This is a genomic window from Edaphobacter aggregans DSM 19364 (assembly GCF_000745965.1).
Classification (GTDB): domain Bacteria; phylum Acidobacteriota; class Terriglobia; order Terriglobales; family Acidobacteriaceae; genus Edaphobacter; species Edaphobacter aggregans.
The window spans coordinates 1-11,960 of record NZ_JQKI01000150.1; the positions used below are offsets into that span (position 1 = coordinate 1).

General features: G+C 55.4%; 7 protein-coding genes and 1 pseudogene. 3 read left to right on the forward strand and 5 right to left on the reverse strand.

The features are described 5' to 3' along the window. Positions 1–302: hypothetical protein (locus tag Q363_RS27040; protein ID WP_211256373.1), on the reverse strand; the 302-nt coding region annotated here is incomplete at its 3' end. A gap of 185 nt (positions 303–487) precedes the next feature. Between Q363_RS27040 and Q363_RS46930 the strand changes: the two genes are divergently transcribed. Together Q363_RS46930 and Q363_RS41310 are read left to right on the forward strand one after the other, a co-directional pair. Next, positions 488–727, forward strand: coding sequence for a sensor histidine kinase (locus Q363_RS46930; RefSeq protein WP_425387791.1), 240 nt, complete (start codon positions 488–490; stop codon positions 725–727). Between the two features lie 436 nt (positions 728–1,163). Continuing rightward, positions 1,164–1,304 (forward strand): hypothetical protein, encoded by a 141-nt coding sequence (locus Q363_RS41310; protein WP_157467653.1) that lies wholly within the window; start codon positions 1,164–1,166, stop codon positions 1,302–1,304. A 449-nt stretch (positions 1,305–1,753) separates the two neighbouring features. Here the strand turns inward: Q363_RS41310 and Q363_RS27045 are convergent, their stop codons facing one another. The 4 genes and pseudogenes from Q363_RS27045 to Q363_RS46935 form a co-directional block, all read right to left on the reverse strand. Continuing rightward, complete coding sequence (locus Q363_RS27045; protein WP_035356933.1) at positions 1,754–5,782, reverse strand: translocation/assembly module TamB domain-containing protein; 4,029 nt, start codon at positions 5,780–5,782, stop codon at positions 1,754–1,756. Between the two features lie 12 nt (positions 5,783–5,794). Then, complete coding sequence (locus Q363_RS27050; protein ID WP_157467655.1) at positions 5,795–8,809, reverse strand: POTRA domain-containing protein; 3,015 nt, start codon at positions 8,807–8,809, stop codon at positions 5,795–5,797. Between the two features lie 118 nt (positions 8,810–8,927). After that, the gene (locus tag Q363_RS27055; protein WP_245632502.1) at positions 8,928–9,758 is read right to left on the reverse strand and encodes a YihY/virulence factor BrkB family protein; all 831 of its coding nucleotides are present in this window, start codon (positions 9,756–9,758) and stop codon (positions 8,928–8,930) included. 264 nt (positions 9,759–10,022) lie between these two features. Further along, positions 10,023–10,513: pseudogene (locus tag Q363_RS46935) on the reverse strand (IS110 family transposase); the annotation flags it as partial. Between the two features lie 47 nt (positions 10,514–10,560). On the opposite strand from Q363_RS46935, the gene Q363_RS27065 reads away from it, so the two are divergent. Further along, complete coding sequence (locus Q363_RS27065) at positions 10,561–11,514, forward strand: ATP-binding protein (RefSeq protein ID WP_084080817.1); 954 nt, start codon at positions 10,561–10,563, stop codon at positions 11,512–11,514. The last annotated feature ends 446 nt before the right edge of the window (positions 11,515–11,960 follow it).

Sequence of the window (11,960 nt, forward strand, 5' to 3'; positions counted from 1 at the left end):
TCTAGCGACTCGAACATCGCGAAGTCTGTTGAACCTGTATGGCCTAGTTTTAGACGCCCTGCTTTTTCAAGAAGCCAGCCGCTGACTTCTTTGATCGCGCTTGGACCCGAGCCAATCTTCTCGGCGATGGTTCGGAGGGTGCGATCGTCAGCCTGAATCTCCGGGAGCAACGCTCCGGCGAAATCCCGGAACTGTTGATCGTCATGCTGATCGTGCATTGCTTCAAGCAGCTGAAGGGCTATACGGGCACCACCGAGGTGGTCGTTTACATAAGTGGTAAGGGGCTCGGCCATGGTGGACACCTCTCGAACCTGACAGATGAATGCGCTGGAAACGTCTACAGTTCACTAATTGCACTAATTGAGATGCCGACTGCGCCTTCCGCAAGATGTCTGCCGCAGAAAGCGGCCCACGGATTTAGACAACGGGGCATCCTAAATCGCATCAGGCAAGGAGGTGTGGCGTTTCTGGACAGTACCGAAACGCGGTGAACCGGGTTCGGAAATGGGGACGAACCAAAGGAGGTGTGGTTTGCTTGCGGGTCACTCAAAGAGCCGGGCGCGTCCACCTCGCGGTAGCCGATAATGGCTGCGGGATTGAAGACAAGATTTATCGAAAAATCGACAACCAGGCCCACAATACTTCCAAAAGCGCAGGAACCGGACTCAGACTATGGCTATCTCACGGCATTGCTCGAAAGCACGGCGGCGCCCCTTCCTGTCGGTAGCTCGACGCGAGCTGGAAAAAGTGGAACGACGTTCCGATTGTCTCTACCGGCATCGAAATCACCGATCGCCAACCTAAAAACAGCTTGAACGACAACCCATGACTCATTCGTTCGGACTGGCATGCCAACGCAGAGAGTTCTCGGTTTAAAGTCGGTCTCGTCCTCTTCCAAAAACCAAGTAAATGATCACTAACGCGAGGACAAGACTGAGGCCGCCGCCGCCGTAATACCCGAGCCCGGGGCCCATGTAGTAGCCGCCGCCACCGACCAAAAGTAGTAACAGAATGAGAACGAGGATGAGAGGCATGGGCCGAAGTCTAGATGGGATTGTGGGGCTTGTCTACTCCTACGCCAGTAGTTTAGTAGGCCAGAGACGGCTTGAGGTGTGGCGTACCCTTCCTGTTTAGCTGTTCGATTCTCCGAGAATAGGACGAGTATGGGTTTCCAACGCTTTCTCGACCGCGAAGACAAAGACCGGGATCTGGCCGAAGAGATCCATCGCACCTGGCACATGAAGTGGATGCCAACCGCGCACGCGGTCTTTCGGACGCTGAAGCGCGCCGACAGGTTCGACTGAAGTCTATAAGAGGGGATGTCAAGAAAAAACACTCCTGGTGATGCTGCAAAGGCGAGATGCTTTCCGACATCCAGCCCTTGCTCGCCGAGGAGATGCTCTAAGCCGGGGTTTTGGGCCTACTGCGGACTCGCCATCGAGACCCGCGACAGTGGCGAATTGCTTGGACGGGTAAAAACACCCTTCCGCTTCCGCACCAAGCGCCAGTATATCGCCGTGCGTAGAGGGCCCAGGAACGGCATCATTGTGCAGTTCGCACGCGACCGAAATAAATTCTGTGTAATCTCGGCGTAATTAACTTATCGACTGCTGGCGTTCGAGAGGCGCAACTGATAATTAACAACGGCGGTCCGTAACACGGCAGCGGATGGGGCTGCGAAATTATTCCAATGCTCGCCAGTGATCAGTGCGCTGAAAATCAAGCACTGAATCTCAGAGGCAGAATTCACTCATTACCATGTCTTCTTTATTGTCGTATCAAGGGCGAAACCGCCGTTTTGATCTCGCGTAAAGCTTAAGGCGACGCGCGGCGTTACCTGATATTGACCCATAATCGTTTGGTTCTGTGTTGAAGCCAGGTTGCTCGAGAACGTGACGAATAGATTTCCGGTGACGCGCTGCTGGATTGTGACATTGGCGCCAGCAGGCCCCTGATTACTTCCTCCTGATAACACTGGATTGATTGAAAGTTGCGAGATGCCCGCAACTTTCGAAACGCGGCTGGTAACCTGGCTGCTGACCTGCGAGGCTACGAGCGACGCAGCCTGCTGGTTTGCTGGTGTTGCCGGGTTTGCGGCGTTCGCTTCCGTCGTCTTTCCAAACGCCAGGAGGTTGATGATGTCCGCAGCCGGGAGAGCGGGATCGGAGGCGTACTCGGTGTGCAATTGATCTACAGGTCCGCTGAATCGAAGATCGATTGAGTACTCATGAATCGTCGTGTTTAGAGCAAGATTGACGACGGGCTGGGTCTGAGATGGATTGACAAACTGAATGGTGCCGCCATTCAGGATGAACCGGTGGCCATTGAAAATGAGATCGCCACCATCCAGATTGACTCGACCAAGAATGACAGGCTGTGCAGCCGTGCCGCGGACTTGCAGATTTGCGGTGCCATTGACGCTCAGCGTTCTGCTCACGAGGCTGACGTTATTCGATGAATGGACAGCCAAATTCAACTGAATATTCTGGCTGATCCCTCCAGTTGGGGGCGCGCTGACTCCTCCCGAGAACTGATCTATGAAGTTCGTCAGGTCGAATGCTGGCGTGAAGGAAAGATCGGTGAGGTCAATTGCGCCTCCGAGTACCGCGCTTTCTGGAGTTCCCGCGAGGCGAATATTCGCATTCACACTTTCGCGAACGCCTTGCGGATATAAAAGGCGAATATCTTTGGCGGATAGCCCCAAATCAAACCGCAGGGTGGGACGGTAAACAACGCCCCCTTGCGCATTCACGACACCGCTGCCTACGATGCCCTCAAATTTGGAGATGTTGAGACGGTCTCTGGTCAAAGTGAGCGCGCCATTGCCATGTTGCATACCAACCGGCAGATCACCCGTGGCGATGCTCGCATCCACGATTTCTATCTGGCCTTGAACGTTCGGATCGTGCGCGGCTCCATAAGAATCGATGTTGAACTTCAATTGACCCGAACAGATCAGTTTCGGATTCAACAGCTGCGCGAGCCGCAGGTTCACAGTTCCCACAAGCAAGAGCGACATGGGAGCATTCCCTGTAGTTGGGATCGATCCTTGGAACTGAAGGTCAGTCTCTGTGCCGCGAATGGCTCCTCGTTGCAGCGAGATGATGTTGTCCTTGAGATCCACGCGAATGGGCGAAGCAGCCGCGAGTTGCACGTCCTTGCCGTACCCCACCCTAAGCATCGGGACGGTGAGATGGCCTTCGAGCAGCTTCTTGTTTTTGAGTGGGCCATGCAGTGTGGCATGCAGCTCGGTTTCACCACTTAGGTCGGCAGCCTGGTCAGGAGCATAGATCGCGGCCAGCGGTTGGAGCGGAATCGCCTGCGTGTCGAGGGTTGCGTCGACCAGATAATCGCCGGTAAGGTTTACCTTTGCATTTCCGCGAATGGAGGTATTGATCGCCTGCGATGTCAGGTTCGCAGTAGCAAGATGATTTGCCATGTTCATTTGCAGGTTAAGCGAACGAATCGCATGCTTCTGCACCAGAAGGTCGGGTATCTGGAGAGTTGCGTCGACTTGCGGATTGTCGAGTGTTCCTTTGCCGTTGGCATGCAGCGTTACTCCGCCATTCGCGTCCAGGTTTCGCGCCTTGAGTGTTTCGAGTTTTTCAAGGCGTATGTCGTTCGCGGTGACCTGAGCGACATAACTCTTCTCTCGCGGGCGGACACTCATCGTGCTCTGCATCCTGCCGGCAGGCAATGAAATTTCCAGATTTCCATGAACTTCGTCACCTGTTCCAGACAAGACCAACTGCGCGGATCGGACCGGTTCGTTGTACGCAGTGAGATGAGACAACGATAGATTTGCTTCGCCGATTGGATGGAGCTCAGTCCCATGCATGTTTACATTCGCAGCGAGAAGGCCGGTTACCGGAACTTGCACACCAGCTGCTTCCGTCAGGTCAGTCACGTTCAGCTGCGATGCGTTCAGGTTGACCTGGACAGGGCTGGTTTCTGTGAAAGACCATTCCCTGAGCCCGGCGCTGGCGTTCAGCGAGATGCGGCCCTGAGACGCTGGTTCGAGCACTGCATTTTCAAGTTTGGCCAAAGATGGGCTTACATCCACACCAGTTCGCAGCACTCGCCACTCAGTACCATGAATGCGCAGATTGGAGGCGAGCAGCTGTCCTGTCAAATGTGGCGCGGCCGTGGATCCTCCAAGAGTTCCGTTAAACGCCGCCGTTCCGTAAAGACCGAGGGGCTGCAGGGTTTGATCTGGCGCCGGGGTGCGGAACAGGTCCGCAACAGTCTCAAACTCATGCAGATCGTTGGACTGGAGCTTCAGAGCAACATTGGAGCGTTTGCTCATAACCCCGTTCATCGTGAGTGACGTCTGTGGCATGCGAACGTAGCTGTTCGTCAGTGCTATCTCCTGCGATGCATTTGAATAATTCCCATGAACTGCAGCGTTCAGAGGTATGACGGTTTCAGGACCGCTGGTCACGGCGGCACCGGAGATGCGACCATCGACAGTTGCGTCAGCGTGCACTACCAAATCATTGATCGTCTTACCCCAGGCGGCATTCAGCTGCGAATTCAGAGTGCCGGTCAGCGCAACATTCTTCGGCATCTCAACGGTGCGCAGCATCGCGTGGACGTCCCCGACGGATATGCCGCGTAACGAAGCCTTCACCTCAGAGTGCGAATCACCGCCGATCGCATTCATTTTCGCCGTAGCATCGAGCTCGCCACCCAACAGACGCGCGCGGAGCGATTGCATTGTCGCGTCTCCATTTGCAAGCGAGTATTGCGCGGCTATGTCATCGATGCGGGCGCGGAGCGAGGGCGTCTGGATATCAAGCTGCTGGCTACTCAGGTTACCGTTCAGGAGGACGGCGTCAAGTGCCGAGCGATTGGGAATTGCGTGATAATGCGCTGTCCCGCTGGCATGAATCAACCCCACCGGTATGGATGGATTCTTAAGCATGCCGCGAACATCACGGCCATCGACAACAGCATCGTACTGCACCTGGACGTCAGGATCGCTGTAGTTCTGCATGGTTGCGGAGAGGGTGATATGTGATCCGCCTGACGCGAGACTGGTCTTAATGAGGCGGAACGTGGAGGGTGCGGCGTCGAACTCGGCTTTGAGACTGTGCGGAATGGTTTGCATCGATCCGGCGGTAAGATGCCCGTCCGCGTAGCTCAGTGTTCCGGAGTACTTCTGTAGTATCGCATCGTATGCGGAGCGAAATTCTACATCGTGCAGGTCGGCGGCAAGCACGCTGTGCTTATCGTTGTAATACACCTCTCCATTTGTGAGCGCAGCGTGGCGAATCCCCAGATCGAAGATGCTGGTGTTGCTGCTACTGCCGCTGCTCTTGAGCTTCGGAATGTTGGAGTTGCCATTAGCGTCGGTGAAGATTTTTGCCACAGGCCCATCGATACGCAAGTTATCCAGATACCATTTGCGGTGCAGGATTGAGACGATGCGGACGCCTGCCTCGGCGTGCTGAATCTGGAGCAGCGGTGGATCTGGATAAGGCGCGGCGCCGTGCACCGTCAGGCCGTAGATATCCAGGCTTAGCGTTGACAAGTGCAGCGTAAAATTCTGCAAGTCGACTCGAGTACCCAGCTGTTCACTTGCCAGGGTCCGGGCTTTATTCAGCACGTAATTGTGAAAAGCCGTGGTACGAAGCACGAGAATCGCCGCGAAGGCGAAGAGTGCGAGAATGGCGAGGATCCCGGACGAAATCCACATGGATACCCTTAGCCAGCGTGGCTGATTGGCAAGGTAACCTTTTTTCTGGGGCGATTTCTGAATAGATGTTCCGATGGGGTTCATAAATACACTCCCTCAGAATGCTTGACCTATGCTTACGAAATATTGTGTTGCCTTGATTCCGGGCACCGGGTTGAGATTCTGGCCAACATCGATTCGTATCGGACCGATAGGCGTCGCGTAGCGCAGCCCCAGACCTACATTGTTGGAATAAAGCGACGTGAAGTCGTGAAAGCCGACTCTGGGAAACACGTTTCCACCATCGTAAAAGGTGACTATGCTAAGACCTTTGCGGATAGGCAGTGGAATGCGAAACTCGGAGTTCAAAATGAGCAGCTGATTTCCGCCTGTTGGCACCTGGATTAACGTGCAGCTCACGGGCGCTGAGCTACATACCGGTACCTGCCTTTGTGGGCCGGCACTATCCAGGGGGAATCCACGCAGAGTATTGCCTCCACCGGTGAAGTACGCCTCGCTGAGCGGTACGCGGCTGCCAGCGAACGGTTGCGCAAGTCCTATCCGAATGCTGTTGGCCCAGATAACGTCGTGAAAAATCCGCTTGTAATAGGCGGACTGCAGGTTGAGCTTCGCAAAATCAACACTGCTGCCCAGTTTGGTTGTATTGATATCGAACTCCGCACTCTGCAACATGCCCTTATGCGCGTCGAGCGGGTTGTCGCGCGTATCTCGAGTGAAGTTCACTGCGAACGTGGAGAGTTTCACGTGCTGGTCTTCCGGCGGCACGAGTGCGGGAATTTCGATGCGGGTCAGGTCTGTCTTGCTATAGCTGTATCGCAGAAAAAGGAGGTTCGCCTTGGACTTGTCGAGAAATCTCTGAATCTGATAGCTGGCGAGCGCGACCTGAGATGAATAAATCGGGTTCTCCTGGTCGAGCTCATAAGAGACAGAGGAGGTTGATGACCACCTTGTCCAGAACAATCTCGGATCGATGTAGTAAGCTGCGACACGTTGGTCCAATCGTCCAGCAAACGCGGTAAATGACAGGCTTTCTCCCTTACCGCGCACATGGTTTCGCGTGTACTGAAAGGTCCCCCGCGGACCATAAAAAGTCTTTTGGCTGGTTGTAAAGGTGTCTGGCAAACCAATCGGCGGCAGATTCGGTACAGCGACTGTTCCGCTGGGTACGCTGCCGCCGCGATTGATAATTTCGAAACCGAATCCATAGGTGAGCTGGTTCTTTTTGCTCTCATGCACTTTTACCAGTACGTCTTCCTGCGTTTGCGTGGTGATCTGTCTCTTGGGATCTACTTCGGCCCAATCAAATACACCGGTATGCTCGTACAGCTTGCTTTCCGAAGCGAGGAGTTCAGTTTCGGTGAGTGGTTTTTCCGGTTCTATCGTTGCGACGTCTTCGTCGATCAGGCGCTGCGTGGTTTTCTGGGGGCCCAACGTGATCACATTTCCCGTGTAGACCTGAGGTCCTTCATAAATGACGTAAACCACATTGAGATGATGGGGATCGTTCTTCGATACTGCCTTAGCCGTTTCGCGAAAGCTCGCCATCAAATAGCCAGCCTTCAGGTAATTAGCAATGATATTTGCGCGATCGCTCTCTACCAGCTTCTGTGAGTAGGCGCTGCCTTCTGCCAGTTTCAATCCGCCCGGTGCGAAGCGAGATTCCGGAAACGTCTCAGCGCCTTCGATTTTCAATGACTGGACGATATCCTGCGGACCCTCATTTACCGTGAACCGCACACGAATGTCGCCGCCATTTCTCTGCACCTGAGGCGTAACCTTCGCGCTACTGTAGCCTTCGCTCGCATACAGGGCCTCCAGGCTTTTGGAACTAGCACGAACAAGCTTGTCACTGAACTTGCCCGGCGAAAGTATGTGCCCTTTCTGCACCTTCACTTGATTCATTAAGTCATCTGTCTTGATATTTTTGTTCCCGGCCACCTCCACCGCCGTGACCTTATGCTTCTTCCCTTTCGTGATCTGGTAGAGGATCGTGTCGACAGAACCCGTTTTGAGCTGCGAACTCACCTTCACATCAAAGAAGCCCTTGGCCTGGAAATAAGAAGTGAGCGCCTGCCTGCCTTCCTCAACCAGTTCGGGATCGACGCCCGCTCCCTGATACACAGGCAGCAGGGATTTCCGTGTCCAACTCCACAAATGCGCGCCCTTCACGTCCACGTGAATCTCTGGGCCGGTGTCCACATCAAAGTGAATGTCTGCGCGATTGGTGTCTGCGTGGTACTCCGCTCCATGCGGCTGAACTTTTGCGTCAAGTCTGTCTTGCTTTTCCAGTCTGGATTGGAGATATTTGTTGGCTCTCGTAACATTGCCATAGCGATAGGTCTTTCCGGGGCGAATCGCTGCTCCCCGCATTCTTGCCCGCACTCCACTCAGATTGTCAGCAAGGCTCTCCGCTTGCTGAGGAGTTGTGCCTGTAATCACCGCATTCCCGAACTTCGCCTTTTTGTTCAGCGTGGTGTTGAAATAGACATTCGCCAGACCGTGCGCCGTATCAAGTTTCACTTCTGGATCAACCTGGACCTGAAAGTAGCCCTGCTGTCGGAAGAAGTTGATAAGATTGTCCCTGTCACGCTGAATCTCGCCTCGGTTGAAAGGCGTCTGGGGCGGGTAATTGGAAACCTGTACCAGCCGCGAATACGAAAACCGCTCCGCACCCGGAAACTGGAATATGCCGAAATAGATTGCAGGCTCCAGAACTAGCAGGACCCTGATTCCATTCCCTTCAGGCTCGACCTGAAGCTGAACCTCCTCAAATTTCCCGTCGCGTTTGAGAGCAGCAATCGTCTCATCTATCTTCTGCTTCGAGAAGGATTCACCTGCGCGCTGGATCAAACTCTCTGCATAGCGCTCTGTATCGACGTCCGGCCTGCCTGCAAGTTCAATCGAATTGATGGTCTGCCCCTCATAGGAAGAGAGGATCTGCATGGTCTGAGGTGATGTTTTCGGCTCTTCACTGCCCTTGCTGGCAGGAGCCTGCGCGAAGGCACGTGAAAGTACCATCAGGAACAAAAGTACGCTTCCCCGCCGCGCCGCGCAGTGTTTCCTAAGGCGATGTGCTGAACTGGTTACGAAAAAGTTAAGCTCGAGTTCCAATCCACAAGCATCCTTTAACCTTGGTTGGATGCGCCGAACAGTCTTCAGTGCTGCCCTGCAGCAGACATCGCCTGATTCATTGGTTGAAAATAAGCTCCAGGATGGCTGCTCCTGCCACCTATGCAGTTGCGGCGCGCGGAGGCGTTTTTCCGGTAAGTCGTTTTTCGGCGGCTGCCGCTTCGATTTCGCTATTGATCTCCGCACCCAACAGGATCATGAGCCCAGTGATGTAGAACCACGTAAGCAGGATGATGACAGCCCCGAGAGAACCGTAGGTTACAGAGTAGTTGTTGAAAAAATGAAGGTAAATACGCAGTCCGAGAGAGGCAAGGAGCCATCCCGCGATGCCGACAGCTGCGCCAACAGTGAGCCAATGCCAGCGGCGTTTTTTGACGGCGGGAGCCCAGTAGTAAATCACCGCGAATGAGAGGCTTAGAAAAACAATAGCTATCGTCCAGCCGATGACCCTTATAGCAATCACTGCACCCAGCGCCAAGAAACGATCCTGAATGCGATGATGTGCGACGGCGGCGAAAAAATCGGCCCCCAGCATGGATGCCAGACAAAGCGTGCCAAGCGCGGTCAGAATGATAGTCACTGCAATAGCTGAAAGACGGGCCTTGATGTAGGAACGGGTTTCCTGGACCTTATAGACCGCGTTAAGAGTGTCCTGAATTGCGGAAATGCCGACCGAGGCCGACCAGATCGTAGCAATCAGCCCAAACGTTATCTTGCCTGAACCAGAAGCTTCTGTGGTTTCACGGAATATCTTCGTGACACTTCCGAGCGCCTCCATCGGCATTACCAGCGATAGATATCCCAGGAGGTCCTCATATATATATATATGTGAGGCAGACCGTGCAATTAGACCAAGGATGGAGCTGGCGCTGAAAAGTGTAGGAAAAAGAGCGAAAAGGAAGTAAAAGCCGAGTTCGGCGGCACGGCCCAACAGATTGTCGGCAAAAACCGATCTCCACGTGCGCTTCGCAATGACGCTGATAGCCGTACCATGCAGTCCCCCATAAGGAATTAAGGGGAGAACGTGAGACTATCTCCCAAACGTACTGCTGAGGAGATCGATTCGAATTGGGACCGGCGCTAATGGCAGAGCCCCCTGATGCAGGGCGTTAGGTCCGCTCGAGCTACATTGATAGATGCCGCGTGGCGCCTGAGCGATAGGCTGCCGCTCAAATCTTTCCGCGTCAAGCCCGCGGTCCAGGATGTCAGCCATGGCGGCCTTGAGCTTCGCTGGCTTCTGCGCAAACACTATGCCGCGTTCGCGCAGAAATGCCCGCAGCTGGTTGATCACCGCCGTACGACGAGAGATCAGCCGGCCCTGAACACGATGGATCGCCTGCAGATCCAGTTGGTCATCGGTCTTGATCGGGACAAAGCGCATGTTCCCCACTCGACGGCCTCGGCGATCGCCTCCGCGTCGACGACGTCGTTCTTGTTCGACTTCACGAAGGGCTTCACATACTGAGCTGCGATCAGCCGGACATCGTAGCCCTGCTTCTGCAGCGTTCGGCCGAGGAAGTGAGCCCCAGACCAGAATTCTAGGTCGATCAGCGACGTCTGCATGTTCGCGGTATACGCCAACAACTGCCGTTACGTGAACTTCTTCCGCACAAGCACCTTGCGGCCCTGTCCTGTTGCTTTAAGCCCGGTACAGGCGGTACGTTGGACTCGTGGCGCCGATCCCATTTACCCGTCTCTTCGGCACGAGCGGCCGCCGCGCGGTCGAGTCGATCATGTCACGCCGGACATTCGACGATGTGATTCTGCCGCCCGCGACCCGGCGCGCGCTTGACAACGCCCTCGCGCAGGTGACACAGCACGATCTCATCTTCAACCGCTGGGGCCTCGGCGATCGGCATCCCACCGGGCTCGCCCTCGCCTTCAACTTTGCTGGTCCTCCGGGTACTGGCAAAACGATCTGCGCCGAAGCCATCGCGCACTCACTCGGCCGCCGCCTCCTGCTCGTCCGCTATGCCGAGCTCGAGTCGTTGTGGATGGGCGAGACGCCGAAGAACGTTGCCGCTGTCTTTCGCACGGCGCGTGACGAGGGGGCCGTGCTGCTGTTCGATGAAGCCGACGCCATCGCCGCGCGCCGATCGACATCAGTCGATCAGGGCGTTCAGCGCGAATCGAACACCACCGTCAGCGTGCTGCTGCAGGAGCTCGAGTCGTACAACGGTGTGGTGATCTTCGCCACGAATCTAGCGGCGAATTTCGATCCGGCATTCGAGCGACGTATCCGGACACACGTCCTGTTCGAGATGCCAGGGGAGGCCGAACGCGAGCAGATTTGGCGCGTGCAATTGCATCCTTCGCGGACACCCCTTGCGGCTGACGTCGATTTCTATGCGTTGGCGCGCCGCTACGAGGTGAGCGGCGGTGACATCCGCAACGCGGTGCTGAAGGCCGCGCTTGCGGCAGCGGCTGAACCCGTTCCCGATTCGTCGAAACGGATTCATCAGCACCACTTCGAGGCGAGCATGGAGGAAGTGATTGCCGGCAAGCGGGTAATGCGGCAGTCGCTGTTTGCGGACGAGACGCCCGGTGTGCCCGAGGCAGACGTCGTCGGCGGCGCGACGGCCGGGCAATACCTCGCCGCTCGTGGCGTACGCCCTCCCCGGCGCCGCGCTGCTCGTGGCCCTGATTGCACTCGCGGTGGCCCTGCTCAAATAAATTCAAAGCGGTAGGTTGTTGGGGACACTCGTGTCCGAATGACGTGGGCAGTGAATGCCCGGAATTCCTCGTTATTGCTTGTCGTAAACCGCGGTACTGGAAACCTTCTCGCCAGCGATGGAGGGCGACACATACCCGCTCGGCCCGGTTTTCAGAACGCGGTAGAAGAATGAAAGCAGTAGCTTTGCCCAGAGACCAAACGAAGATATGATTCACTGCTTGATTACAGTGATCCGCTGGTGGTAATGTGAGCGCGAGTCTGGGAAGAGAACAGGCAATTGGAACGACCGACCGAGCGCCCACTCAGACCTTCCAAGGGGCCGCGAAGCAGGCACTAGATCCGCCGAACCATGATGCCCTCTCTCCCACCTGCTGGGGCAAGGCTTAATTCCAAAACAGCACCTGGGGGACCATTCCCGATGACTCGGCTCAATTTTCCAAGACTGGAGGAAGCAACTAT

Excerpts from the sequence above, each read along its gene's own strand:
- Q363_RS27065 (WP_084080817.1), top strand. The coding sequence starts at position 10,561 with ATGTCACGCCGGACATTCGACGATGTGATTCTGCCGCCCGCGACCCGG.
- Q363_RS41310 (WP_157467653.1), top strand. The coding sequence starts at position 1,164 with ATGGGTTTCCAACGCTTTCTCGACCGCGAAGACAAAGACCGGGATCTG.
- Q363_RS27045 (WP_035356933.1), bottom strand. The coding sequence starts at position 5,782 with ATGAACCCCATCGGAACATCTATTCAGAAATCGCCCCAGAAAAAAGGT.